This window comes from Paucibacter sp. PLA-PC-4, from assembly GCF_026241155.1.
Lineage (GTDB): Bacteria > Pseudomonadota > Gammaproteobacteria > Burkholderiales > Burkholderiaceae_C > Roseateles_E.
This window is the reverse complement of the sequence record NZ_JAPFGP010000014.1, coordinates 32,706-58,058: the sequence shown is the minus strand read 5'-3', so window position 1 is coordinate 58,058 and position 25,353 is coordinate 32,706. Positions and strand designations below refer to the sequence as shown.

The 25,353-nt window shown below is 65.6% G+C and carries 28 protein-coding genes; 24 read left to right on the top strand and 4 right to left on the bottom strand.

Annotated features, from left to right (window positions below):
• Positions 1 to 34: 34 nt before the first annotated feature.
• Positions 35 to 247, top strand: a complete 213-nt coding sequence (locus OOZ63_RS20245) for a hypothetical protein (protein ID WP_266007415.1) — start codon at positions 35 to 37, stop codon at positions 245 to 247.
• 168 nt (positions 248 to 415) lie between these two features.
• Here OOZ63_RS20245 and OOZ63_RS20240 read toward each other — a convergent pair whose 3' ends face one another.
• The gene (locus tag OOZ63_RS20240) at positions 416 to 1,084 is read right to left on the bottom strand and encodes a hypothetical protein (protein WP_266007414.1); all 669 of its coding nucleotides are present in this window, start codon (positions 1,082 to 1,084) and stop codon (positions 416 to 418) included.
• An 894-nt stretch (positions 1,085 to 1,978) separates the two neighbouring features.
• Here OOZ63_RS20240 and OOZ63_RS20235 point away from each other — a divergent pair.
• Entirely contained in the window at positions 1,979 to 2,293 is a 315-nt protein-coding gene (locus OOZ63_RS20235; RefSeq protein WP_266007413.1) for a DUF736 domain-containing protein, read from the top strand.
• Between the two features lie 65 nt (positions 2,294 to 2,358).
• Here the strand turns inward: OOZ63_RS20235 and OOZ63_RS20230 are convergent, their stop codons facing one another.
• Together OOZ63_RS20230 and OOZ63_RS20225 are read right to left on the bottom strand one after the other, a co-directional pair.
• On the bottom strand, positions 2,359 to 3,399 hold the full coding sequence (locus OOZ63_RS20230) for an endonuclease/exonuclease/phosphatase family protein (RefSeq protein ID WP_266007412.1): 1,041 nt from the start codon (positions 3,397 to 3,399) through the stop codon (positions 2,359 to 2,361).
• Between the two features lie 14 nt (positions 3,400 to 3,413).
• Positions 3,414 to 3,698, bottom strand: a complete 285-nt coding sequence (locus tag OOZ63_RS20225) for a helix-turn-helix domain-containing protein (protein ID WP_266007411.1) — start codon at positions 3,696 to 3,698, stop codon at positions 3,414 to 3,416.
• A 280-nt stretch (positions 3,699 to 3,978) separates the two neighbouring features.
• Here OOZ63_RS20225 and OOZ63_RS20220 point away from each other — a divergent pair, with 280 nt between their 5' ends.
• The 11 genes from OOZ63_RS20220 (at position 3,979) to OOZ63_RS20165 (ending at position 12,861) form a co-directional block, all read left to right on the top strand.
• Entirely contained in the window at positions 3,979 to 4,326 is a 348-nt protein-coding gene (locus tag OOZ63_RS20220) for a DUF2958 domain-containing protein (protein ID WP_266007410.1), read from the top strand.
• A gap of 320 nt (positions 4,327 to 4,646) precedes the next feature.
• Complete coding sequence (locus tag OOZ63_RS20215; RefSeq protein WP_266007409.1) at positions 4,647 to 5,405, top strand: DUF2285 domain-containing protein; 759 nt, start codon at positions 4,647 to 4,649, stop codon at positions 5,403 to 5,405.
• Between the two features lie 83 nt (positions 5,406 to 5,488).
• Positions 5,489 to 5,779 (top strand): helix-turn-helix domain-containing protein, encoded by a 291-nt coding sequence (locus tag OOZ63_RS20210; protein WP_266007408.1) that lies wholly within the window; start codon positions 5,489 to 5,491, stop codon positions 5,777 to 5,779.
• A gap of 26 nt (positions 5,780 to 5,805) precedes the next feature.
• On the top strand, positions 5,806 to 6,657 hold the full coding sequence (locus OOZ63_RS20205) for a replication initiator protein A (RefSeq protein WP_266007407.1): 852 nt from the start codon (positions 5,806 to 5,808) through the stop codon (positions 6,655 to 6,657).
• A gap of 289 nt (positions 6,658 to 6,946) precedes the next feature.
• Entirely contained in the window at positions 6,947 to 7,585 is a 639-nt protein-coding gene (parA, locus tag OOZ63_RS20200) for a ParA family partition ATPase (protein WP_266007406.1), read from the top strand.
• Positions 7,582 to 7,866: a chromosome partitioning protein ParB gene (locus OOZ63_RS20195; protein WP_266007538.1), complete on the top strand. Its 285-nt coding sequence runs from the start codon at positions 7,582 to 7,584 to the stop codon at positions 7,864 to 7,866. The genes parA and OOZ63_RS20195 overlap by 4 nt, the downstream gene beginning before the upstream one ends.
• Entirely contained in the window at positions 7,863 to 8,408 is a 546-nt protein-coding gene (locus OOZ63_RS20190) for a DUF2840 domain-containing protein (protein ID WP_266007405.1), read from the top strand. Before OOZ63_RS20195 ends, OOZ63_RS20190 begins: the two co-directional genes overlap by 4 nt.
• A complete protein-coding gene (locus OOZ63_RS20185; RefSeq protein WP_266007404.1) occupies positions 8,405 to 8,992 on the top strand; it encodes a S26 family signal peptidase in 588 nt (195 codons plus the stop codon). The genes OOZ63_RS20190 and OOZ63_RS20185 overlap by 4 nt, the downstream gene beginning before the upstream one ends.
• Before the next feature lie 448 nt (positions 8,993 to 9,440).
• Entirely contained in the window at positions 9,441 to 11,432 is a 1,992-nt protein-coding gene (locus OOZ63_RS20180) for a relaxase/mobilization nuclease and DUF3363 domain-containing protein (RefSeq protein WP_266007403.1), read from the top strand.
• A gap of 415 nt (positions 11,433 to 11,847) precedes the next feature.
• Positions 11,848 to 12,114, top strand: coding sequence for a hypothetical protein (locus OOZ63_RS20170; RefSeq protein WP_266007402.1), 267 nt, complete (start codon positions 11,848 to 11,850; stop codon positions 12,112 to 12,114).
• Between the two features lie 141 nt (positions 12,115 to 12,255).
• Positions 12,256 to 12,861 (top strand): alpha/beta fold hydrolase, encoded by a 606-nt coding sequence (locus OOZ63_RS20165; protein ID WP_266007401.1) that lies wholly within the window; start codon positions 12,256 to 12,258, stop codon positions 12,859 to 12,861.
• A gap of 254 nt (positions 12,862 to 13,115) precedes the next feature.
• Here the strand turns inward: OOZ63_RS20165 and OOZ63_RS20160 are convergent, their stop codons facing one another.
• Positions 13,116 to 13,673, bottom strand: coding sequence for a TetR/AcrR family transcriptional regulator (locus OOZ63_RS20160; RefSeq protein ID WP_266007400.1), 558 nt, complete (start codon positions 13,671 to 13,673; stop codon positions 13,116 to 13,118).
• 69 nt (positions 13,674 to 13,742) lie between these two features.
• Between OOZ63_RS20160 and OOZ63_RS20155 the strand changes: the two genes are divergently transcribed.
• From OOZ63_RS20155 to trbL, 11 genes are all read left to right on the top strand, one after another.
• On the top strand, positions 13,743 to 14,984 hold the full coding sequence (locus tag OOZ63_RS20155) for an MFS transporter (protein ID WP_266007399.1): 1,242 nt from the start codon (positions 13,743 to 13,745) through the stop codon (positions 14,982 to 14,984).
• Positions 14,985 to 14,998: 14 nt separating this feature from the next.
• Complete coding sequence (locus OOZ63_RS20150) at positions 14,999 to 15,946, top strand: LysR family transcriptional regulator (RefSeq protein WP_266007536.1); 948 nt, start codon at positions 14,999 to 15,001, stop codon at positions 15,944 to 15,946.
• The gene (locus tag OOZ63_RS20145) at positions 15,943 to 16,206 is read left to right on the top strand and encodes an EexN family lipoprotein (RefSeq protein ID WP_266007398.1); all 264 of its coding nucleotides are present in this window, start codon (positions 15,943 to 15,945) and stop codon (positions 16,204 to 16,206) included. The genes OOZ63_RS20150 and OOZ63_RS20145 overlap by 4 nt, the downstream gene beginning before the upstream one ends.
• 234 nt (positions 16,207 to 16,440) lie before the next feature.
• On the top strand, positions 16,441 to 18,468 hold the full coding sequence (locus tag OOZ63_RS20140) for a conjugal transfer protein TraG (RefSeq protein WP_266007535.1): 2,028 nt from the start codon (positions 16,441 to 16,443) through the stop codon (positions 18,466 to 18,468).
• Entirely contained in the window at positions 18,465 to 18,929 is a 465-nt protein-coding gene (locus tag OOZ63_RS20135; protein ID WP_266007397.1) for a CopG family transcriptional regulator, read from the top strand. Before OOZ63_RS20140 ends, OOZ63_RS20135 begins: the two co-directional genes overlap by 4 nt.
• Positions 18,926 to 20,002 carry a P-type conjugative transfer ATPase TrbB gene (gene trbB / locus OOZ63_RS20130; protein ID WP_266007396.1) on the top strand — a complete coding sequence of 359 codons (1,077 nt, stop codon included), beginning with the start codon at positions 18,926 to 18,928 and terminating at the stop codon, positions 20,000 to 20,002. The genes OOZ63_RS20135 and trbB overlap by 4 nt, the downstream gene beginning before the upstream one ends.
• Positions 19,999 to 20,406 carry a TrbC/VirB2 family protein gene (locus OOZ63_RS20125; RefSeq protein ID WP_266007395.1) on the top strand — a complete coding sequence of 136 codons (408 nt, stop codon included), beginning with the start codon at positions 19,999 to 20,001 and terminating at the stop codon, positions 20,404 to 20,406. Before trbB ends, OOZ63_RS20125 begins: the two co-directional genes overlap by 4 nt.
• Entirely contained in the window at positions 20,403 to 20,699 is a 297-nt protein-coding gene (locus OOZ63_RS20120) for a VirB3 family type IV secretion system protein (protein WP_266007393.1), read from the top strand. Before OOZ63_RS20125 ends, OOZ63_RS20120 begins: the two co-directional genes overlap by 4 nt.
• Positions 20,700 to 20,708: 9 nt before the next feature.
• Entirely contained in the window at positions 20,709 to 23,177 is a 2,469-nt protein-coding gene (gene trbE, locus OOZ63_RS20115) for a conjugal transfer protein TrbE (RefSeq protein ID WP_266007392.1), read from the top strand.
• Complete coding sequence (trbJ, locus tag OOZ63_RS20110) at positions 23,174 to 23,911, top strand: P-type conjugative transfer protein TrbJ (protein ID WP_266007391.1); 738 nt, start codon at positions 23,174 to 23,176, stop codon at positions 23,909 to 23,911. The genes trbE and trbJ overlap by 4 nt, the downstream gene beginning before the upstream one ends.
• A 55-nt stretch (positions 23,912 to 23,966) precedes the next feature.
• Positions 23,967 to 25,340 carry a P-type conjugative transfer protein TrbL gene (gene trbL, locus OOZ63_RS20105; protein WP_266007390.1) on the top strand — a complete coding sequence of 458 codons (1,374 nt, stop codon included), beginning with the start codon at positions 23,967 to 23,969 and terminating at the stop codon, positions 25,338 to 25,340.
• The last annotated feature ends 13 nt before the right edge of the window (positions 25,341 to 25,353 follow it).

Sequence of the window (25,353 nt, the reverse complement as noted above, 5' to 3'; positions counted from 1 at the left end):
CTCGGCCGGGGCGTTGGCTTGCAGGAGCCAGACCATGCCCACCACTGACACCACGAGCCGCCCACGCATGGCGGCGATCTATGCACCGGGCACGGTGCGCGCCCGCCGCTGGCGCGGCGCGGGCGACGTGCGCGGCTACCGTCCGCCCTCGGGCTGGACGGCCCGCGCCGACCTCACCGACGTTCACCCCATCATGGGCCGAGCCTTGCCGCGTGCCGTGTGGTGGATCATCGAGACGAAGGAATGATGCCGGCACCCGGCCCAGGCCGTTCCGACCGGGCCGGGTGGATTCAAAAAAATCCGGGCGCGGCAGTGGCCGCGCCCGGTGTCGAACCCCGAAGGCCAGCCAGAACGCCACAGCCTGCGCTGCCGCTCCGGTTGCGGCGTTGGGGCGCACTTGATGGTGAGGGCCCGATCACACCTTGATCGGGCCAAACATCCCCGTGTAGATCAGCGTCTCCCAAACCTTCTTGATCCCCTGTCCGGTCTCCTGGCTCACAAACAGCGATGACCTGGCGCCGTGAGGGGCGCCCAAGAAATACGAGCGCATCGATTCCCAGGTTTCCGCGACCTGCGACCAGGTCCAGCACGGGACTTCTTTCTCCAGGATCAGGGGCACAGCAATGGCGAGCGGGATCATCTTGTCCATGGGCAACGGTTCTTCCCAGTTGCACTTGACCAAGATCGGGGTTGCCTCCGCGTTGTAGAACTGGACATCCAGCCTTTCTGCTGTGATATACGCAGCGTGGTGGCGAGGCAGGGCCAGAACGGAGTCCAAAACGTCTTGGCCATCGCCATAGGGGCAGGTGATAAATCCGTGGGCGAAGTACCGCGTGTGATCGAGGCCCTTGTAGCCGCAACGGTCGCTAGGGGTGGTGACCGGATGGCGGTCATCGTGATGGCGCACCAGCGGGTGCCATGAGGGGTATCGGTCAACGACCGGGCCCAGTTCAGTGACGATGTCCTCCAACGCCCTTTTGCTTCGGAAGCGTTGCGCTTCGTCCGCATCCCGGGGGCGGGGGACAAGGTACTTCTCCACCTCTTCGTATCCTGCTTGTGCTGCTTCATCTGCTCGGAACGCCATGATTCACCTCGTTTTTCCGTGTCGTGCGTGAATTTATTGCATAACGCATGAAACGTCAATATTGTGCGTAAATTGGTTGATTCATGATGGTTGGCGATTCGCAGTTCGACGAGCATGAGCGTGCCGGCGCAACGCGCCGTCGGGCTCTCGGGCTGCGCCCCATGCCGACTTCGCTGTCACGGCCATTCGGCTTCCATCCCTCACGCCTTCGCGCCTGCGGCGCTGCGCTTGCCTCCAGGGGACAGTCCCGCAGACTCTCCCCGCCGCGCGTGGCTTGGCGCCCCTCGATACCGCCGAACCGGCATGCGCCGGATTGGCCCGGCCAATGCCCCGCCGCAATGAGCAGGGTTGTGGTGAACACGCCGGAGCTTGCTGCGGCAGGTTGTGCAAATGCGTGCCGTCCTCAACGCTGGCGGTTCCTGCCCATCACGTCACGAAGGACGGTTCACGCCAGTTCACGTCATCCCCGACCGGCATCGCCATGGAGCTTCCACACCACGCCTCAAGACCGGCGCCGCAATGCGTGGCGGCAGCGTTCTCGCTTGTCGTTGGCTGGTTGACCTGGCCCACATGTGGAAGCGAGCCGGTGCAGCCTTCGTGCGGGACTCCGATTCGGCCAAGGCTCCTTTCGGAGTGGTTCGGCCCAAGGCGTCCTTGTGTTGTTGTGAATCCTGGCGGTGGCGCGGCTGCGCCTCGGGCTTCATGGCTGCAACCGTCCGGCGAAAACAATTTCCCCTCTGCTACGCAGATTCCTCGCGGGCCAAATTGTTTGCGCCTTCCGGTTCTCCACTGCGTTGCGACCGCAAGCGGTGCAGCCCGCCCGTCCCCCGCCGGCCGGATCACAACAAGGACGCGATGGGCGCGAACCTTGTTCAACCGAAAAGGAGTTTCATCATGGCCAACATCGGCACCTTCACCGCAGACAAAGACGGCTTCACCGGAACGCTGCGCACCCTGACGCTCAACGTCAAGGTCAAGCTGGTTCCCAACGACAAGGGCAGCAGCGAGAACGCCCCGGATTTCCGCCTGCAGTCCGCAGGTCACGACATCGGCGCGGCGTGGAAGAGGACCAGCGAGGCCGGGCGGGAATACCTGTCCGTGACCCTCGACGATCCTTCGTTTCCGGCAACGGTCTACGCCCGCCTGATCGAAGGCGAGGACGGCACGCATGACCTGATCTGGTCGCGCAGCAAGTCCCAGGCGGCCTGACGGCCGAAGTGCCCCGCCCGAGCGCGGGGCACTTGGCGATCACGACATTGATGCCCGCGCGATCATCAACTCAGTGAGTCCAGATAGCTGTCAGCATCGTCGATGCCCAGCTCGATCCACATCGGCAGATGGTCGCTCATGCGGTAAGTGCGCCAGTCCTTGAAACTGCGGCCGGGATGCTGTGCGCGCTCCTGCGCATAGTCGCCTTCGTCCGCGAGTCGGTAGACGTGTTCGTAGAAATCGAAGACGCCAGCATTGCCAGTCGCCTTCAGCCGCGCCAGCTTCTTGTAGTACGCGATCTGGTCGTAGTGCTTGTTTTTGTCGACGTTCGATCCAGGCACTTCTTGCAAAGCGTCAGGGACGACGAAGCCAGCCTTCGTGATGGCCTGCATCGTCACATCCTTGCGGTTGAAGATGTTGAAGTCGCCCAGCATGATGAGGTTGTCAGGCACAGGCACCGCGTCCGGTTCGTATTGGGGGGCACCAGAGAGCTTGCCGGCATGCTTGGCGATCGTCTTGGCGAACCCCGTGATCTCCGCCAGACGCCTCGGATCGACGGCTACGCCTTTGCCGTAATAGATGTGAACCGTGGCCAGCGTGAGATAGGCCCAGCCGGCTCGAAAGCCGGCCACGTAGGGCGAGCGTGCCATCTGCACAGGTTCTTCCTTGGCGCCTTTGTCCTTGGGCAGCACGAGTTCCGCCGCCAGCCCCGTGAAATTGACCTTCCGGCGGTCGAACAGGTAGGCCATGCGTTCGGAATTGCCGGACGTGCCGAGGGTCACGTCGGTCACGAGGAAGTCCCAGTCGTTTCCCAGCAGCCGCACCAGCGTCTGCAAGGGGTACAGACCATCACGCACTTCCTGGATCGCGATGAGGTCGAAGCGACCGAGGATTTCCGCGATGTAGTAATACGGCTCTTCGCGGCGATAACCGTACTTGCCAGAGTCGAACTCGCGGATGTTCCAGGTGGCCAACAACAGCGTATCGGTCGCCGTGCGTGCAGGAATGGCGGCAGCCAGTGCCGGTCGCAACCGCTTGAGACCATCAATGGTTCGACGGCGCACCTTGGCGTCCGTAATCTTCTTCAATCCTGCGTAGTACGTCATCCGCGCCTCCTGGGTTATGGGTTCTTTAGCTCATCCAGTTCTTTGCGCACCTGTGCTAGGACCTGATCGGCTTTGCGCTCGCTGTCGCCGGCATACGCAAGCGTCAGCAGCGTGAGCGGGTGCACCTCCATCACCTCGCACAGCTCGGCCAGTTTGCTCAGGGTCGGACTTTTGAGGTCGCGCTCCAGCGAACTCATGTAGGTGCGGCTGGACACGTCCGAGAAGGCCTCCTGGCTCAAGCCGCGCGCCTTTCTGATGGTCTTCAATGCTTGCGCCAATGTGTGTTTCTCTACCGCCAACTCGGGTTCCCCTTGAAACCCAAGATGACATTCGATTGCGCCCTATAGGACTACAATCTATAGTGTTCATTTGATGTCTGCCCTGTGCGTTTGCGTCTTTGCTGAAACCCGCATCGGCGCATTTCCTCCAAAGCACAGAAGCTGATCCGTGTCTTTCCTGACTTCCGCCGATACGTCTGCCCGTTTTTGCGCTTCCACGGATTCGTGGGTTTGTGCATGCGTGCTTCCGCGAGAAGCCACGGATGCGGTTCGGCGACTTTGAGCATTCGTGGAGATGCAGATGCCCCGGCTTCTCACCGACGATGACCGCACCCGCCTGCTGGCCAACGGCGTGGCCCGCGCCGCGGGACAGGGCACAGACCCGGTGGCCGTGGTGCGTCTGTTCACCCCGGATGCCCACGCCACTTGGCTGCTGGCTTGGCTCGACCCGGCCGATGGCGACACGGCGCACGGCGTGGTCGATCTTGGGATCGGCATGCCCGAGTTGGGCACGGTGCGGATTTCCGACCTGATGTCCATCGTCGGGCCACGCCAGCAGCCCGTGATGCGAGATCGCTACTTCCAGCCAGTGCGCCGACTGTCGGAATACCTGCGCCTGGCCGAGGACAACGGTTCGGTCACCGACTGACGCTGTCGGTCTGTTCCGGGCATTCGGTCCTTCTTGATCTGGCTCATGACCGGCCAGGTCTCAATCGAGACTGTTGCACCGCCGCGGTGCAGTGCTGATCCAAACAGTCTCGAAGCCCGACGCGGTCTGCCGCACGCTGGTTCACGCGGCGCGCCATTTCGGCGTAGAGCCGCCGTCGCACTCGGACGATCCCTGCAACGCACCGGAGCCCATCGGTCTTGACACTGCCAGCGTACCGCTTCATCGATGACACCTTGACGATGGCTCCGTAGCCCGCCGGCTTGCCGTGGCGACGCATTCCCTGCACGGGAGGGGGCACCATGGCTGATCTCAGCGCGGAACCCTGGTACGCCACGGCGGCGTACCTCTACGTCCTGCACCTGGACGAGCTGGCCCTGGCCTGGTGCTACCTGCGCAGGCACCCCGACTACCGGCGCGACTGGCTGCGCCGTCGCCCTCATGCGCAGGCCGCGCAGCGTTGGGGCCTGCGTCTGCTGGAGAGCCCGGACCTGGATGCGCGGGATGCGCACCCGGCTTGGCTGCCCGGCCATTCGGCCGTGGTGCAACTCCACCCGGACGCTGATCCGCCCTGGGACGCCGATGTCTTCGCGTTCTGGGACATTGCCGGGCGCAAGCAGGTGCTGCATGACGGCAACGGGCTGTCGCTGGTCACGCGCAGCCCAGGTCGCTGCCAGCGTTTCGCACTGGCGCCGGGTCTGGATGACGGCATGGCCGTGGTGCTTGCCTGCCGATGTGGGGCACCACCACCGGCAGCGCATGGACTCGGCGCAGCCTTCGGCGTCGCCCGCCCCAGGCCGTCGCCAACCTCGCTGCTGGAATTGCACACGCTGCAGGCCTTGGACGCCACCCTGGCCGGTGCGTCTCTGCGCGAAGTCGCCGAAGGCGTGTTCGGCACCGAGGTGGTCGCCGCTGGCTGGCACGCCGACGGTGACCTGCGCGCCCGCGTGCGCCGCCTGGTGCGCCGGGGTCATGCCTTGATGACTGGCGGCTACCTCCGCCTGGCACACCTGCCACCGCTTGGGGAGGGACGTTTGGGCCTGGACGCAAAACGTCCCTGAGCAACAGGGCTTCGTTTTCTGAGACTGCCTCCATCCGGCTGCGATGTGCCGCCGGAGCTTTGACACCGATGGAGGTTCACCCCATGCGACCTGCTCCCTTGCGGCCTGCCGCCGCTCCCGCTCCGGCTACGGCCGGCGCCGCCCAGCCACAGCGCTATCTCACCAACGACGAAGCCGCCGAGTACCTGCGGCTGTCGCCGCGCACGCTGGAGAAGCAACGCGTGATCGGGGGTGGCCCAAAGTTCCGCAAGTTCGGCCGCCGCGTCATGTACGCCGTGGCCGACCTGGATGCCTGGGCTGCCGACCGCAGCTTCGGCAGCACGTCCGATCCCGAGTACGCCGAGCAGCACTCGGCGGACAGCCGTGCGCGCTGAACGGCGGCGCGCGGCAAACCGTCCCCATGTCCAGTCCTGCGCTGTCGTCTCGACAGCGATCCCTGCCAGAGCGCGAACAGCTCGACCTGTTCCGCGCACTGCCGGGCGACATGGCGCCGCGCGACAGCCAGGACCTGATGGCGTTCCCGTTCTTCTCGCTGGCGAAGTCGCGGCGCACGGCGCCGATCGACTTCCGCGCGGGCGCAGTGACGATCCGCGTGGAGGGCACGCTGGAACACGGCATCGCCACGATCTGGGATGCGGATGTGCTGATCTGGGCGGCCTCGCAGATCGTAGAGGCGAAGGACGCGGGCCTGCGCCCCTCGCGGCTGATGCAGGCGACACCCTACGAGATCCTGCGCTTCATCGGGCGTGGTACATCGCTGCGCGACTACCAGCGCCTCAAGGCAGCTTTGGATCGCCTGCAGTCCACCACGGTGGCCACGTCCATCCGGGAAACGACTGGACGGCGCCTGCACCGCTTTTCGTGGATCAACGAATGGAAGGAGCTGGCAGACGCCCGCGGCGCGCCGCTGGGCATCGAGCTGATCCTGCCGGACTGGTTCTATGCCGGCGTGCTGGATGCGGCACTGGTCTTGACCATCGATCCGGCGTACTTCCGACTGACCGGCGGTATCGAGCGATGGCTATACCGCCTGGTGCGCAAGCACGGCGGTCGGCAGGAAGCCGGCTGGAAGTTCGACTTCAGGCATCTGCACCGCAAATCAGGCAGTACCGCGAAACCGTACGACTTTGCCTGCGACCTGCGCGCGCTGGTGGCACGGCAGTCGCTGCCGGGCTACGTCCTGCGCATCGAACGGCTGAATGGCAACGAACTTCTGGTCTTTCGACCCGTGCCGGCGACGGCACGGGGATAACTGGTGCGCAGCCTGTGGACGGGCTCGTGCTATCAGGCGTGCCCGGTATCGTGCTATCAGGCGTGGGACTATCGTGCTATCAGGCGTGCCAATCGACCGCCAGGCCAATGCCGGCGCGGGTTTCGGGGTTCCTTAACTCTCCTAACCAATTCTCTAACTCTTGTAGTAGCAGCGCCGCGTTTCGGTGGACAACCGCCCAACGGCACGCACGAACTGCCGTCCTTGTCCACATGCAGGACGGCTGGACAGGCAGATCGAAGCCAGGCTTTCCAGCAAGGAGGGCCGCGCCATGATCGTTGCGCTGCTCAACCAGAAAGGCGGCGTCGGTAAGACCACGCTCGCCACCCACATCGCGGGGGAGCTGGCACTGCGCGGCCAGCACGTCGTGCTGCTCGATGCCGATCCGCAAGGCTCATCGCTGGACTGGACGCAGCGCAGAAGCCAGCAAGGCTTGCCACGGCTGTTCAGCGCCGTGGGTCTCGCGAGAGAGACGCTGCACCAGGAAGCGCCAGAACTCGCCAGGCGGGCCGATCACGTCGTCATCGATGGGCCGCCCAGGATCGCCGCCTTGGCGCGCTCCGCGCTGCTGGCGGCCGAGCGCGTGCTGGTCCCGGTGCAGCCCAGCCCCTACGACCTGTGGGCCAGCGCCGAGATGGTGGCGCTGATCCGCGAGGCGCAGGTGTTCCGGCCGCTGCTGCGCGCGGCCTTCGTCATCAACCGTCGCGTCAGCACCACCGTGATCGGGCGCGAGGCGCGCCAAGCGCTTGCAGAGCAGCCAATTACTGCGTTGCGCGCGGAAGTGCACCAGCGCATCGTCTTTGCCGACAGCGTGGCCGCTGGGCGGCTGGCGCGCGAGACGGCGCCGGACAGCGCCGCGGCTCGCGAGATCACTGCGCTGGTGGATGAACTGCTGCGGTGGCCGACATGACGGAGAAACCACAAAACAGCAGCAAACGGCCGGCCAAGCGCGTCGGCATCGGCGCGCGTCCGCCCGCGAATCCGCACGCCGAGGCGTGGATTCGTCAGGGAGACGCCGATGCGCTGGGCAAGGGCGATGTCTACACCGCTCGCCTGACTCTAGACATCACGCCCGCCATGCGGGCGCGCATCAAGGTCTCGGCCTTCACGCAGGGCGTGACCGTGGCCGATCTGCTGCGCGTCCTGCTGGAGCGGGAGTTTCCGGAACACCGCAAGGAGAACACCGCATGAATGCATCCGCTTTGCCTGACGCCGATGCTGCCACGCAAGCGCCGCCGCTGTCACTTGGAGCGCCACCCGGCCGGCCTGCGGCAACGTCGCTGACACGCGTGGCGCTGGCCTACATCGAACCGCGCTTCAAGCTCTATCTGCGCTTCGGTGAACCCACGCGCACGATCCAACTCGACCGCTGGCGGCGCTGCGCGGTGTTCATGCCGAATGCGGTGCTCTGTCGGGTCCGATGGCAGGCCAATGACTACGGCACTGTCCGTTGGCAGCTCATGGTGATGCAAACCGCCACGCCGCTCGATGCGGTGCAGCGCATCTTCGGTGTGCAGCCGGGCGCGCGCCTGCTGCTGCACGCCGAGAGTGAGGATCAAGTGCGTGCGGTGCTGCAGCGCATCGATGGCATCGAGGCCCTGGGCATCGCACCCGTTGCTGTCTCCCCCGCGTATTGGCGCACGCTCGCCAACCGGCTCGCCGCGCGCTCACCGCTGCCCGAATACACCGCCGAGCGGCATGCCGCCTGGCTCACCGGGAGGGCACTGTCATGACGGCCGTTTCAGTTGGCGGCACCGCGCCGCGTCCTCGCTCTCGCATTGTGCTGGCGGGCATGTCCGTCTGCGGTTTCGCCGCGCTGGCCTGGGCGTCCTTCGTGCATCCGTTGCCACGCCTGATCTACAACCCGTCCGACAGCGTGGCCGTCGGCTGGTATTGCGTCGATCCGCTGGGTCACAGAGTTAGCTCACTGCCACAGCGCCCACCACCTTCCATACCTGTGGGCAGCATCGTCCTGACCAAGCTGCCGACAGATGCCGCGACGCTGGCTGCGCAGCGCGGCTACCTGCCAGCGCGCGTGCCTTTGCTCAAGCGCGTGGGGGCCGTCGCGCCGCAGACTGTATGCGTGTTCGATGCGTTGGTATGGATCGACGGTGTGCCGGTGGCCGCCGTGCTACCTGCTGATCGGCTGGGTCGCCCGCTGCCATCCTGGCAGCAGTGCCGCCAGCTTGGGCCTGGCGAACTGTTCCTCTTGAGCGTGACCAATCCGGCCTCATTCGATAGCCGGTATTTTGGGCCGGTCAATGCATCCGCCGTGATCGGCGTTGCACATCCGGTCTGGCTGGAGAAGCGCCCATGATGGCCGCCGACTCGCTGCACGTGGTCGTTCATCTCGTCGTGCCATCGGACGGGTCGTTCTGCTGTCCGTCGCCGTGTCATCGCGCGTGCAGTGCGAGCGTATCCGCGCTGCACTTCGGGCTGTATTCGGCGCTGCCTTTCCATGTGCAGACGTCTTGCCTCGAAGGCGCTGGGCCTGTGGCCCTGGCTGCGTTCGTCGGCGGGCTTGCTGCAAGCAGCACAGCGCCGCCGGGACGCCGAGGCCCGGAGCGGAAGCGGAGGGCAAAGGCGGAAGGCAAGACAAAAGGACGCGGCACGGGGTCGCGTCGGAAGCCAGTCTGCACGTGTGGTGGGCGCGGCACGGAGCAGCTTCGCCGCCGTGCCGCGTGGGGCGGGAGGGCCGCGCCAATGCAGGCCTGTCCGCGTGCTTCGCACGACGGGACACGCCATAGCTTGCAGGGAGCGCAGTCATGAGCAGTCGCCGCGATGATGATTTCCGCGTGCGCCCGAGTGCCCCGAAGAACCGAGGCAAGGGTCAAGGTCAGAGCTTCGTTTCCAAGGTGCTCAAGCAGGCGGGCAAGGCGAGCGGCGGCAAGTCGTCGGTGCGCCATTTCACAGCCTATGCCAGCGGCGCGCGCGCAGGCCAATGGCCCGGTTCACGGCTTGGACGCGGCTACACGGCGGCGCGCTTTGCTGGGGCGGATCTCACACCGATGTCGCGGCGCGTGGCGATCAAGACGCTGCTGGTCAACCAGCAGCGGGCCAGTCCGCAATCGCTCGCCAAGCACCTGCGCTACATCGAGCGCGACGGCGCAGGTCGCGATGGCGAACCGGGCCGGGCCTACGGACCGCAGACCGACGAAGCCGATCTCGACGCCTTCAAGGAACGCTGTGCCGACAATCGGCACCATTTCCGCTTCATCGTCTCGCCAGAGGATGGAGCCGAACTGGATAACCTGCGCACCTACACCCGGCACCTCATAGGCCGCATGGAAGCCGACTTGGGCACGCGGCTGGATTGGGTGGCGGTAGATCACTGGAACACCGACAACCCACACACGCACTTGATCGTGCGCGGTCGCGACGACACCGGCAAAGACCTCATCATCGCGGGCGACTACATTGCCCACGGCTTCCGTCATCGCGCCGCTGAACTGGCGACGGAATGGCTGGGGCCGCGCACCGAGCTGGAGATCCAGCAGACCCTGCAGCGCGAGGTGGAGCAAGAGCGGTGGACGAGCCTGGATGGCACGCTACAACGCGAGGCCGGTGAGGACGGCCGGGTGCAGATCGAACGTTTTAGCAAGCCCCGGTTGCAACGCCAGCGCCTGCTGTTGATCGGCCGGTTGCAGCGCCTGCAACGCCTGGGCTTGGCCGACGAGGTACAGCCCGGCACCTGGGCCATCCAACGGGACGCCCAGAAGACTTTGCGCGCTCTGGGCGAACGTGGCGACATCATCCGTACCATGCAGCGGACCATGAGCGGCCGGCCGCGCGAGCTGGCGGTGTTCGAGCCTGGGGATGATGGCCGAACTATCCTCGGCCGCGTGGCCGCGAAAGGGCTGGCCGACGAGTTGCGCGACCGGGGCTATCTGGTCATCGACGGTGTGGACGGTAAGGCGCACTACGTCGCGCTCAATGCTCGCGACGAACCCGGCAACTATCCCACGGGCGCGGTGGTGGAGGTCAAGGGTTCAGTCGAGGTGCGCGCGGCTGATAGGACTATTGGCGCCTTGGCGAGCGATGGCTTGTACCGCACCACCGATCACCTCGCCTTAGCGCAAGGCCAGGCCGTGTCGGGCCGCGATCCGCAGGAAGTCGTCGCAGCTCACGTCCGCCGATTGGAAGCCCTGCGCCGTGCCGGCATCGTAGAGCGCGTCGCCGATGGCTTATGGAAGGTGCCGGATGACCTGGCCGAGCGTGGCCGCCAGTACGACGCGCAGCGGCTGGGCGGCGTGGCGGTGGAACTGAAATCGCACCTGCCCATCGAGCGGCAGGCGCGGGTGATCGGCGCGACTTGGCTGGATCAACAGTTGATCGGTGGCGGCAAGGGGCTGGGCAACCTGGGCTTTGGCGGCGAGGTGAAGAACGCCCTGCAACAGCGCGCCGACTTCATGGCCGAACAGGGACTGGCCGAGCGGCGCGGGCAGCGCGTGGTCCTTGCACGCAACCTGCTGGGCACGCTGCGTAATCGGGAACTGGCGCAGGCCGCGAAAGACATTGCCGCCGAAACGGGGCTAGAGCATCGACCCGTAACCGACGGGCGGCGTGTGGCAGGCATCTACCGGCGCAGCGTCATGCTTGCCAGCGGGCGCTACGCGATGCTCGAAGACGGCATGGGATTTAGCCTCGTGCCGTGGAAGCCCGTGATCGAGCAGCGACTCGGACAGCAGCTTGCCGCGACGATGGGCGGCGGCAGGGTGTCGTGGGAAATCGGGCGGAAGCTCGGCCCCGCTATTTGAGCTGGGTCAAGCTCTCAAGAACCCGTTTGCGACAACCCGTCGCGTGGGGACATTCCGACCTTGGCCGCAAATGCGCGCGTTAGTGCTGAAGGATTCGCATAGCCGAGTTCTTCCGCAAGGCACTTGATAGGGAAGGTCTGCACAACGCTCGGCGCAATGGGCACCGCAGTCGCTCACGCGAGAACAGCTCGATGCCCTGGTGCTGGGCCTGCCGTGGCAGCGCGTGTGCGAGGCCGGCGTGATCACACTGGCCTGATCCGTCCATTCTCGGATGACGCCGGCCAGCGCCGTTGTCACGACGTCGGCCGCGCACAGTTGGCTGCGCTTTCGTGCCTTCGAGGGCGGGCGCGTCGAACATCTGCTGGCACTGGTCGCCTCGCCGGCCAACTAGCGGCTGGCAGCGCTGCCCCAGACCTTGCTGCCCACGGAGGTCGAACGTCTGTTCGATGCGTTCCCATCGGATTTGCCCTCCCGGCTGCGCTGCCTCGCGATCATGCGCTGCGTCGTCGATCTGGGACTTCGCCGCAGCGAGGTCGTCGCCCTCGAATTCAGTGACATCGACTGGGCATCGCCGACCTTCGCAGCGCTGGTCCAGGAGTTCTTTGGCCCGTACCTGCTGCTGCAGCGCTCATTGAGTCCGCGCACGGTGCGGGTCTTGTTTGGTGCCAAAATGAGGTCCTGAGGCCCGATCAGACGGGGCAATCAACCGTGAACGACATCAGGGGGGCCACACATGGCGATCCAGAAAGCCGAATTCGTGCGCCAGGCTGCGGCTGGACTTGGGGTTTTGCACAGCCCCGTTAGGCCGCTCGAATCACGCCCCATGCCCTCCAAGCTCCTCTTTCTTCCCGGTGCGTCTGGCAATACGGCGTTCTGGAAGCCTGTGTCCGAACTACTCGACCTTCCCGCCGTTCGAGTCTTCTGTGGATGGCCCGGTTTCGGCTCTACGCCAGCCGAGCCTGGTGTCCGAGGCATAGATGACCTTGTGGCCAGAGTCGTGGCGGAAATTGACCGACCGACAGCACTGCTCGCGCAGTCAATGGGCGGTGTAATCGCCCTCCGCGCCGCGCTTCAGCGCCCCCAACTCGTCACGCATCTAGTGCTCACGGTCACATCCGGCGGCGTTGATCTTACGAACCTCGGGGCAGAGGACTGGCGCTCCTCGTTCTTTGAATCTAACCCAACTGTTCCGCGCTGGTTCGCCGAGCCGCAGCCGGACCTAGCCCCAGAACTAAGTTCAGTTCTAGCACCCACTCTCCTTCTTTGGGGCGATGCGGATCCCATCAGTCCAGTGGCTGTCGGAAGACGGCTCGCACAGGTGCTGCCCCGTTCTAGCCTGCACGTCATTGCGGGCGGCTCACATGATCTCGCCAATGCTAAAGCCATTACTGTCGCGCCTCTCATTGACCAGCACCTCAGATCGGCCTGACCCGAATGGCACTTACTTGGGCATCTTGGCCATTGCCGCCGCGAATAAGTGCTTGAAGGCAAAGAGAGGAGGCTGACCTCAGCTCGATAGGATGGTTGGGTACAAAACACCCACCCCACCCAACCGAAGGAAGGCCAGCCAGCATGGATCGGAAGGCGCGAGACGAGATACATCAACGCCGTCGGCGTCAGCGCGACGCTCCGAGCAAGAGCCAGCATTTCGACTTGCATGCCGCTCCGAACTTTAGACGCCGCCTAATTGCCAAGCAACGAGACGAGCCCTTCGACTGCCCGCTCGTAGGGTTCGGTTGAATTCGCGGCACGCGCCAGGACATACCCTCCCTGGCGGACAGCCAGCACCGTGAACGCCAGGGCCTTCGGATCAAGCCCGAGGGGAAGGTTCCCGTCGCTCTGGGCATCGCGTAGAAGTGCCGTTAAACGTGCGCTGACCCACGCAAAGGCGTCTTCCAGCGGTTTGCGCAAGGCTGCGTCGGCAACCACGTCCGGGTCGGCGGTCAAGCGACCGATGCGACAGCCCTTGAGGACATCGCGTTCAAGCTTCAGGTAGGCCCGCACCCGAGCTAGTGGTTCACCCGGGCCGTCAAGCAACTGGCGGACTTCCTCGATCATTTCGGCAGCAGAGCGCTCCTCAGCCGCCTGTGCCAGCGCGGCCTTGGTTCGGAAATGGTGATACATGCTGCCTTGGCCAATCCCTGCTCGATCCTGTATGGCTCGAGGGCTGGTGCCTACGTAGCCACGCTCCCAGAGAAGGGCTTGCGTCGTCTCGATCAATTTGTCGATGGATGTGCTCATCACCTGAATTGTACCTACTAGTGCGTTTTCGTGTTATCCTGAACATACTAGTTGGTACAGGAGCGATCTGTGAGTTCTCAAAAATTTCTGCCTTCCTCCGTTCTCTCGACCGATCGGTTTGGTGCGCGCTATCGGTGGGTGATCCTTTCCATCGGTGTTGCCGCACAGGCGAGCTTTGCCGCTGCGTTTTCAGGCTTGCCGGTCACCGGTGTGTTGATGCGCAGTGCGTATCAGATGACGACCGGGCAACTTGGCCTTGTACTCGGATGCATGGCCTTGGGTGTGACGTTCTCGGAAGTCATTTGGGGGCTGCTAACCGATCGGTTTGGAGACCGCAAAGTGTTGCTGACAGGATTACTTACGACCGGAGCTGCTCTGCTGTCGCTAGCAATGCTGGTGGTGCCCACTGGCTCGAAGGTGCCCAGCTACCTGCTCCTTGGAGCGGGTCTCGTGCTGGTAGGCATCCTTGGAGGCAGCGTCAACTCATCCTCGGGAAGGGCCATCATGGGTTGGTTCACAGACGGCAAACGCGGGTTGGCCATGAGCATCCGCCAGACGGCGATTCCTGCCGGCGGTGCCGTTGGGGCGGCACTGTTACCCTGGTTGGCCCAGCGCTTCGGCTTTCAAGCGGTGTTCGGCGTATTGGCCGTATTTTGCGTCCTAAGCGCGCTGGCAACATGGTTTTGGTTGCATGAGCAACCCCTGCCCGAAGTATCCATATCCAACCAAGTTGCGAATGGGCCGACACCGCTATACCGCCTTGATGTCTGGCGTCTGGCCATTGCCAGCGGTCTGCTGACCGCACCGCAGATCGCGGTCCTTGCCTTCGGGGGCATTTTCCTGCATGACCATAAGGCGGCCGGGCTTGCCTTGATCTCGGGCGTAATCGTCGTTGTCCAAGTCTCGGGGTCAATTGCCCGTATCGTGATTGGCCACTACTCCGACCGCGGGGCCGACCGCCGAACCCTTGTGCGAGCGATTGGCTTGCTCGCTGCCGCATCTACATTGGCCCTAGCACTTTTTGCGGACGCAAGCATCTATTGGGTTGCATCACTGCTGTTTCTTAGCGGACTGGCGGCCAGCGCTTGGCACGGTGTGGCCTATACAGAGATTGCCACCATGGCTGGCGCGACGCGTGCGGGGACGGCATTGGGCGTCATCGGCATGACCATCTTTGCATCAGCGTTCATCACGCCGGCGTTGATTCCTCTTCTGCTGTCTGCGAGTTCATGGCCGATCACATGGGGCGTCATCGCTTTTGCAGCCTTGTTGGCAGTCCCCGTATCGCCGAAGCGCAGCAGCAATGTCTAATAGCGAAACGAATGATGGAGCTGCGCCACCTTCGCTGTTTCCTTGCTGTGGCTGAAGAGCTTCACTTCGCACGCGCCGCAGAGCGACTGCACATCGAGCAGTCGCCGTTGTCTCGCACGATCAAGGAACTGGAAGAAGACCTGGGCGAGCAGTTGTTTGTTCGCACCAGCCGCAGCACCCGGCTGACACGGGCGGGCAAGCTGTTCCTGGAGCATGTACCGCGTATCTTCATGGCGCTGCAGCAGGCCCGCGACAGCGTGAAGGCGGCGGCCCATGGCTTCAACGGCCAACTTCGCATCGCCCTCTCCGACGGCATCACGCCGTCACGCCTGCCGGCCTTGCTGGCATTGTGCAGAGAGGAAGAGCCGGAAATCGAGATCCGTCTGTTCGAGGTGCCGCTCTCTCAGCAGATCAGGGGCCTGCACGACGACCTCTATGACATTGGCTTCGTGCAGTCCGATGAGGTGGGAGAAGGTATCGTTGCCGAAGCCATCTGGAGCGACCCATTGATGGTGGCCGTTCCGGCCCGTCATCCGTTGCTCCAGCACAAGCGCATTCCCTTGCGCGAGGTGCTGCGCTACCCATTGGTACTCTGCTGCCCGCATGCGTGCGAGGGGCACGCGCGGCAGGTGGATCGGGTGCTTCGCCGCGTGGACATGGAGCCGCTGATTGCCGAACGCGTGGCTTCGTTCGACCTGATGATGGCGCTGGTATCAGCGGGCTTCGCATTGGGCTTTGCGGGGCAACCGTACATCGTATCCAGCAGAGAGCCCGGCGTGGTCGCTCGGCCGCTAGAAGGCCGCTCACCCTTGTTGACGACTTACCTGCTGCGCAGGGAAGGAGATGCGTCGGAGGCGTTGTGCCGGTTCATTGAGCGAGTGCGCGGATTGGGGACACCGGAAGACAAAGAGCTGACGGTATCTGCAGGAGAGAACAGCGTCGACGAAGGAGCTGAGCCATGAAAGTCATCGCCCCATTGATGCTGGCCGTGCTGCTCACCGGCTGCGGTCAATCCGAGGCACCACCCAATACATCCATCCCCAGCGTAGAAGAACTCGCGTCCGATCCGGCGCGTTTGAAGGCACTGCGTGAGCAGTGCAAGACCAACCGCGCCAAGCTGGGCGACGTGCTGTGCAACCGCGTGGCCGAGGCCACGAACCTGCGCTTCTTCGGCGATGGCAAGGTGCCGTACACGCCACCGGCATCTTCTCCAAAGTTCTGACTGTCGCCTGCAAACCGCAGCCGGCAAAATTTCTCTCTCGACACGCCGCAGCGCGCCCGCGTTTGCGGCGTATTCCTGGAACTAGCCAATGCGTGCGAGCTTGCTTTTCGCATCACCTTGCTCCCGATAACGGTCTTTGACCGGCACCGTACCGGCACCCGATCGTGATGCCTGCGGCACGTTGTTGTGCCGCCGCTGATCGCCAGATCAGCCCAAGGAATCGGAGGCCAGGCGATGCAACAAGCTCAAGGCGCAAGCCATCAGGGCGTTCTCGTCGGACAGATCGCCGCCGTCATCGGCATCGTGATCGCCGGCGTATGGGGTGCCACGCAGTGGACCGCCGCTGCCCTGGGCTATCAGCCACGCCTGGGCTCGCCCTGGTTCGATCTGCACGGCATGCCCGTGTACCACCCCTGGCGCTTGTTCGAGTGGTGGTTCTTCTTCGATGCCTATGCGCCGCTCGTGTTCGACACGGGCGGCATGATCGCCGCCAGCAGCGGCCTGTTCGCGGTGCTGGTCGCCATCGCAATGTCGGTCTGGCGCTCGCGGCAGGCGAAGCGCGTCACGACGTACGGCACGGCGCGCTGGGCCAATGCGGACGACATCCGCCAGGCCGGGCTCACGCAGCCCGCCGGCGTCTTTCTCGGCCAGCATGACCAACAGTACCTGCGTCACGACGGTCCGGAGCACGTCCTGACCTTCGCACCGACGCGCTCGGGCAAGGGCGTGGGCCTGGTCGTTCCGACGCTGCTGTCCTGGCCAGCCTCTGCCGTCATCCACGACATCAAGGGTGAGAACTGGCAGATCACCGCCGGCTGGCGCTCACGCTTCTCGCATTGTCTGCTGTTCAACCCGACCGATGCGAAGTCAGCGGCGTACAACCCACTGCTAGAAGTCCGCCGTGGCGCGCATGAAGTGCGCGACGTACAGAACATCGCCGACATCCTGGTGGATCCCGAAGGCGCATTGGAACGCCGCAACCATTGGGAGAAGACCAGCCACGCGCTGCTGGTGGGCGCCATCCTGCATGTGCTCTACGCCGGTGAAGACAAGACGCTGCGCGGCGTCGCCAACTTTCTCTCCGACCCGGCCTGCCCTTTCGAGCTGACCCTGCACCGGATGATGACCACGCCGCACCTCGTCAACGGGGATGGTGGAGGTCCGCACCCGGTCGTTGCATCCGCCGCGCGCGAAGTCCTCAACAAGAGCGACAACGAACGCTCGGGCGTGCTGTCCACGGCCATGTCCTTCCTCGGCCTGTACCGCGATCCCACGGTGGCCGAAGTCACCTCACGCTGCGACTGGCGAATTGCCGACCTCATTTCCACTGAGCACCCCGTCTCGCTGTATCTGGTGGTGCCGCCTTCCGACATCAGCCGCACCAAGCCGCTGATCCGCCTGATCCTCAACCAGATCGGCCGGCGCCTCACCGAATCGCTCGACGGCTCCGACGGCATCGAGCGTCGCCACAAGCTGCTCTTGATGCTCGACGAGTTCCCGGCACTCGGGCGCCTGGACTTCTTCGAAACCGCGCTGGCCTTCATGGCCGGGTACGGCATCCGCAGCTTCCTGATCGCGCAGAGCCTGAACCAGATCGACAAGGCCTACGGCCAGAACCATTCGATCCTGGACAACTGCCATGTGCGGGTGACCTTCGCCACCAACGACGAACGCACGGCCAAGCGCATCTCCGAAACACTGGGCACCGCGACTGAGCTGCGCGCGCAGCGCAACTACGCCGGCCACCGTCTGTCGCCCTGGCTGGGCCATCTGATGGTGTCGCGGCAGGAAACGGCCCGTCCGCTGCTCACGCCCGGCGAGGTGATGCAACTGCCGCCCGATGAGGCGGTGGTGATGGTTTCCAGCGTGGCCCCGATCAAGGCCAGGAAGCTGCGCTACTACGCGGACGCAAATTTCCAGCACCGCGTGTTGCCGCCGCCCGTGCTTGCTGCTGGCCGCTACGTCGACGTGCCGCCTGCGCGCCCCGACGACTGGAGCAGCCTGGCCATCCCAGCCGTGCCTGCCGCACCGGCTGCGGCATTCACCAATGCGCTGGGCAGCGCCGACGACGGCGGCCCGCGCCGCCAGCCCGAACTCTCCGACACCGTCGCCTACGAGCCCGAGCCGTCCGTGCCCACGGGCGACCTCGCGCTGCTCGATGACGACGACATGCCGCTTTCCCTTCCTCGCCAGCTCGATCCGGCCCTGCAGCGCACGGCCCGATTGGCTTCTCTCGACCCCGACGACGGCATCGACCTATGACCCAACACCGTTTGAACCTGTTCATCCAGCCCGAGCACGCCAAGCGCCTGGACGAGCTGGCCGCCAAGAAAGGCGTTTCCAAGTCGTCGATCGTCGCCGCGGCCCTGGCGTCCTGGCTGTCCCCGGATGCTGGCGACCAACGCGAAGCGGCCATTGCCAAGCGGCTGGACCGCCTGTCTCGCCAGGCCGAGCGCCTGGAGCGCGACCAGAACATCCTGATCGAGACCCTGGCGCTGTACGTGCGCTACTTCCTCACCGTCAGCACGCCGGTGCCCGAAGCGCACCAAGATGCTGCCCGCGCGCAGGGCAAGGCCCGCTTCGAGCAGTTTGTTGAACAACTCGGCCGCCACCTGCTGCGCGGGCGCAGTCTGGTGCGCGACGTGGTCGAGGAACTGCACCCAGACCCAACGCGGATGGCCGACGAGGCGGTCTCGGCCGAAGCCCAGGAGCGTGCCCCATGAGCGCCGTTCCATCCTCCTTCACGGCCACCTCGCTGGACCGCCGCATCCAGATGCTGCGCACGGCCATGGGGCCGCTGATCGCCACCGCGTTGGAAGACCCGGACGTGGTGGAGATCATGCTCAATCCGGATCGATCCTTGTGGATCGACCGCCTGTCCTCGGGCCGAGCACCCATGGGGGTGGAGCTGTCCGAAGCCGATGGCGAACGCATCATTCGGCTGGTGGCGGCCCACGTCGGCGCCGAGGTGCACCGTGGCCAGCCGCTGTTGTCCGCCGAACTGCCCGAGACGGGCGAACGCTTCGAGGGCATCCTGCCGCCCGCTGCGCCTGGGCCGGCCTTCGCGTTGCGCAAGCGCGCCATGGGTGTGATCCCGCTGTCGCGCTACGTCGCCGACGGCATGATGACCGCCGCCCAGGCGGGCCTGCTGGTGCGCGCCGTGCGCGAGCGCCAGAACATCCTGGTCGCCGGTGGCACCAGCACAGGCAAGACGACGCTGGCCAACGCGCTGCTGGCCGAGATCGCCGCCACGGGCGACCGTGTGCTGGTGCTGGAAGACACGGTGGAGCTGCAGTGCGCCGCCCGCGACCACGTGCCGCTGCGCACGCGCCAGGGCGTGGTGTCGATGACCGAGCTGGTGCGCTCGTCCATGCGCCTGCGGCCGGACCGCGTGGTTGTCGGCGAAGTGCGTGGCCCCGAAGCACTGGACCTCATCAAGGTCTGGGGCACGGGTCATCCGGGTGGCATCGCCACCATCCACGCCGGCTCCGCGTTGGGCGCGCTGCTGCGCCTGGAGCAACTCATCCTCGAAGTGGCGGTGAACCCGCCGCGCGCCCTGATCGCCGAAGCGGTCAACGTGGTGATCCATATCGCCGGCCGCGGCCGCAAGCGCCGCATCGAACGCATCGCCCGCGTCGTCGGCTTCGACCAGGCGGGCTACCAGCTGGTCGATGCACTGGAGGCGCCGTTCCCCGAGATCGACCAACCGCCTCTCTCCAAATCCCATCCCGACGAGCCGGCTACGGCCTCCGTCACTCATTCCCCGTCCCTCAACCACCCTGGAGAACTGCCATGACGCAGATGAACGTTCCTGCTTTCCGTATTTCCGCAAACCCGCTCGTGCGCACCCTGCGTGTCGCGCGCTCCGTGTCCTCGCGCCTGCGCGATCTTGCGCGCCCGGCTCAGAACGGGCTCGTTGCCGCCGCGGTGATGCTGAGCCTGGCTGGCACCGCGCGTGCCGCCGGCTCCAGCATGCCGTGGGAAGCACCGCTGACCTCCATCCTCGAATCGATCCAGGGACCGGTGGCCCGCATCGTCGCGGTGATCATCATCATCTCGACCGGCCTGGCCCTGGCCTTCGGCGACACCTCGGGCGGCTTCCGCAAGCTGATCCAGATCGTCTTCGGCCTGTCGATCGCGTTCGCCGCGTCCTCGTTCTTCCTGAGTTTCTTCAGCTTCTCGGGCGGGGCCGTCGTATGAGCGGAGCGCCTCAAGGGGCATCGGCCTTCGCACCAGGCACTGCCCTTGGCTTCGAAGTGCCGCTGCACCGCTCGCTGACCGAGCCCATCCTGCTCGGCGGCGCGCCACGCACCGTGGCGATCGCCAATGGCACGCTGGCCGCCGCCGTCGGGCTGGGCCTGCAACTCTGGATTCCTGGGCTGGTGCTCTGGATCGTCGGTCATTCACTGGCCGTCTGGGGGGCGCGCGTTGATCCGCAGTTCATGCAGGTCTTCGCGCGGCACATCAAGCACCGGCCTCTGCTCGACGTGTAGGGAGTCACCATGCTGAACCTCGCCGAATACCGCCGCCGCCCCGCACTGCTCGCCGACTGGCTGCCCTGGGCCGGGCTGGTGGCTCCGGGCGTCGTGCTCAACAAGGATGGCTCCTTTCAACGCACGGCGCGCTTCCGCGGGCCGGACCTGGACAGCGCCACGCAGGGCGAACTGATCGCCACCACCGCGCGCCTGAACAACGCGTTGCGCCGACTGGGCGAAGGCTGGGCGCTGTTCATCGAAGCCGAGCGCCGACCGGCTGCGGACTACCCGCATTCGGAGTTTCCCGAGCCGCTGTCGTGGCTGGTCGACGAAGAACGCCGCGCGGCCTTCGAGGACTCCGGCAACCACTTCGAGAGCGGCTACCACCTCACACTGCAATACCTGCCGCCCGAGGAGTCGCGCGCTCGCGCGGCCGGGCTGCTGTACGAGAACAAGCCCAGCGAGGGCGTGGACTGGCGCGAGCGCCTCGCCGCCTTCGTCGCCGAGACGGAGCGCATCTTCGATCTGCTCGACGGCGTGATGCCGGAGATCACCTGGCTCGATGACGGCCAGACGCTCAGCCACCTGCATGCGACCGTGTCCACGCGCAGCTACCGCGTGGGCGTGCCCGAAGTGCCGTTCCATCTGGACGCCTTGCTCGCGGATGCGCCGCTGATCGGCGGCTTGGCGCCGATGCTGGGCGACATGCACTTGCGGGTCGCGACGGTGCGGGGTTTTCCGACATCGACCTGGCCGGGCATCCTGGATGACCTCAATCGGCTCGGTTTCGCCTACCGCTGGTCCACGCGCTTCCTGTGCATGGACAAAGCCGAGGCCGAGAAAGAACTGACCCGGCTGCGCCGCCAGTGGTTCGCCAAGCGCAAGAACGTCGTGGCCCTGCTGCGCGAGACCATCTTCCAGCAGGAGAGCCCGCTGGTGGACACCGACGCTAGCAACAAGGCGACAGACGCCGATGCCGCGCTGCAGGAACTCGGCAGCGACCAGGTGGCCTTCGGCTACCTCACCGCCACGGTGACGGTGCTGGACGCCGATGCGGCCACCGCCGACGAGAAGCTGCGCAGGATCGAGCGTGTGATCCAGGGCCGGGGCTTCGTCACCATGCCCGAGACCCTGAACGCGGTGGAGGCCTGGCTGTCTTCGATCCCGGGAAACGCCTACGCCAACGTGCGCCAGCCCATCATCTCGACGCTGAATCTGGCGCACCTGATGCCGGTATCGGCCGTCTGGGCCGGGCCGGAGCGCAACGCGCACCTGGATGGGCCGCCCTTGATCGTCACGCGCACCGAGGGCGCGACGCCGTTCCGTCTGGTCACCCACGTCGGCGACGTGGGCCACACCCTGGTGGTCGGCCCGACCGGCATGGGCAAGTCGGTGCTGCTGGCGATGCTGGCCATGCAGTTCCGGCGCTACCCCGGTTCGCGCGTCTTCGCGTTCGACATGGGCCGCTCGATGCGGGCGACCGTACTCGGCCTGGGCGGCGAGCACTACGACCTCGGCTCCGATGGTGACATCGCGTTCCAGCCGTTGGCACGCATCGACCAGGAAGGCTATCGCGCCTGGGCCGCCGAATGGGTCGAAGGCCGATTGGTGCACGAAGGCGTGGCCGTCGGTCCCGACGAGAAAGCGGCGATCTGGTCGGCGCTCGGTAGCCTGGCCGGCGCGCCGGTGCAGCAGCGGACGCTGACCGGCCTGTCCGTCCTGCTGCAGTCCAACGCGCTGCGCCAGTCGCTCGCACCCTACGTGCTGGGCGGTGCCCACGGCAAGCTGCTGGACGCCGACCACGACCGGCTGGGCTCGGCGGACGTGCAGTGCTTCGAGATGGAGGAGCTGATGCACAGCCGCGCAGCGGTGCTGGCCGTGTTGGGCTACCTCTTCGCGCGCTTCGACGACCGCTTCGACGGCGCACCGACGCTGCTGATACTGGACGAGTCCTGGCTGTTCCTGGACGACCCGGTATTCGCCGCACGCATCCGCCAGTGGCTCAAGACGCTGCGCAAGAAGAACGTCAGCGTCGTCTTCGCCACGCAGTCGCTGGCCGACGTGAAGGATTCCAGCATCGCGCCGGCCATCGTCGAGAGCTGCGCGAGCCGCATCTTCTTGCCCAACCCGCAGGCGACCGAGCCGCAGATCCGGACGATCTACGAAGGCTTCGGCCTGAACGGCCGGCAGATCGAGATCGTCGCGACCGCCCAGCCCAAGCGCGACTACTACTACCAGTCGCGGCTGGGCAACCGGCTCTTCGACCTGGACCTCGGGCCGGTGGCGCTCGCCTTCGCCGGAGCGTCCACGCCGCAGGACCAGCGGGACATCGATGCAGTGTCGGCAGCACTTGTGCCCGCGCAAGCGCATTCGTCATTCGCAGCCGCCTGGCTGCGCCACCGCAGCTTGCACTGGGCCGCGGACCTCATGTCGTCGTTCCCGTCTGTCTCATCCGTGCCGCCCCTTGTTTCCTCACCTCAGGAGATCCAACCATGAAGACCTCTCGAACCCTCGTCGCCGCGGCCATTTCCGCCGCCTGCCTGTGCACCCTCCCGGCCGCGCAGGCGCAGTGGGTCGTGATTGACCCCACGAACCTGACGCAGAACCTCATGACGGCGGCCAACACGCTGGAGCAGATCAGCAACCAGGTCAAGCAACTGCAGAACGAGGCGCAGTCGTTGATGAACCAGGCCCGCAACCTCACGAGCCTGCCGTTCAACGTCGTGAGCCGCTTGCGCTCCAACCTGGACACGACGCGCCAGCTGATCGCGCAGGCCCAGGGGCTGGCCTACGACGTCCAGCACATGGACCAGCAGTTCTCGCAGCTCTATCCGTCGCAGATCACGGCGGCGACCAGCGGCAGCCAGATGCTGCAGGACGCGCGCCAGCGCTGGCAGAACACGCTGGGTGGTCTGCAGACGGCCATGCGCATGCAAGCGCAGGTCTCGGAGAACGTCAGCCAGGACGAAGGCGTGCTGGCCGACTTGGTGGGCCAGAGCCAGTCGGCGACCGGCGCCCTTCAGGCGATGCAGGCGACGAACCAGCTGCTCGCACTGCAGGCCAAGCAGGCGATCCAGACCCAGCAATTGCAGCTCACGCAGGGACGCGCCGCGTCGCTGGAGCTGGCCCGCCAGACCGCGGCGGCCGAGCGTGGGCGTGAGGTGACGCGGCGCTTCCTCGGTTCCGGCACGGCCTACACGCCGCAGGCCGTGGACTTCTACGGTCACTGAATCCCAGCGAGACCGGCATGAAGACCCCCTCCAGGCTCCGCAAGGGAGATCCGCCATGAACGATGTGTCCATCATCGACCAGTTCCTGAACACCTTCTCGACCTACATCGATTCCGGGTTCGGGCTGGTGCATGGCGAGGTTGCCTTCTTGACCGCCACGCTGGTGGCGATCGACATGACGCTGGCGGGTCTCTTCTGGGCGATGGCGCATGCCAGCGGCCAGGGCGACGACGTGATGGCCAAGCTGATCCGCAAGGTGCTGTACGTGGGTGCCTTCGCCTACATCATCGGCAACTTCAACATGCTCTCGGGCATCGTGTTCCGCTCCTTCGCAGGGCTGGGCCTGCAAGCCAGCGGCTCGACGCTGAGCATGGCGGACTTCCTGCGGCCGGGGCGTTTGGCCAAGGCGGGCATCGACGCCGCCGCGCCGATCCTGCAGCAGATCAGCGACCTGGCGGGCTTCCCGGAAGTCTTCGTCAACCTGGCGCCGATCGTGGTGTTGTTCCTCGCCTGGCTCATCGTCATCGTCTGCTTCTTCGTGCTGGCGGTGCAGCTTTTCATCACGCTGATCGAGTTCAAGCTGACCACGCTGGCCGGTTTCGTGCTGGTGCCGTTCGCGCTGTGGAACAAGACCTCGTTCCTGGCCGAGAAGGTGCTGGGCAACGTGGTGTCCTCGGGCATCAAGGTGCTGGTGCTGGCGGTGATCGTGGGCATCGGCACGGGGCTGTTCTCGCAGTTCCAGACCACACCTGCCGAACCCTCCATCGACCATGCGCTGGTGGTGATGCTGGCTTCGCTTGCGATGCTGGGTCTGGGCATCTTCGGGCCGGGGATCGCGACTGGGCTCGTCTCGGGGGCACCTCAGCTCGGCGCAGGCGCGGCGGCGGGCACGGCACTCGCTGCTGGCGGGCTCGCCGTCGCCGGTGGTGCGGCGGTGGCCGGTGGGGGTGCTGCCGTAGCGGCTGGTGCACGCATGGCGCCTGGGGCTGCGCGCGCCGCCATCGGCGGCGGGGCCGCAGCAGGGCGCTCGGCCAGCGCGCTGGCGAGCGGTGCGAAGACGGCTTACCAGGCAGGCGCAGCCGCCTCGCCAGGCTGTCCGCTGCGAGCGGCCGGTGCGGGCGTCGCCAACGTCGCGAAGACCGGTGCAAGCGCCGTGGGCCACCGCGTGGCCGAAGGAGCCAAGGCGATGAAGGACCGGGTCGCCGGCTTCGTCGCCGACGCGGCGGCGCCGACATCAGGCGGTAGTACTGCTGCGGCCGAGTCCGCCGGAGGTGCTGCCACACCTCCGGCCAACGAACCCGACTGGGCCAAGCGCCTGCACCGTCGCCAGCAGATCGGTCATGCGGCCAGCACGGCCGCGCACACCCTGCGCGCGGGTGATGGCGGTGGTTCGGGCAGCGGCCCGAGCCTGGGCCATTCCGGCGAATGAATGAACACAACCT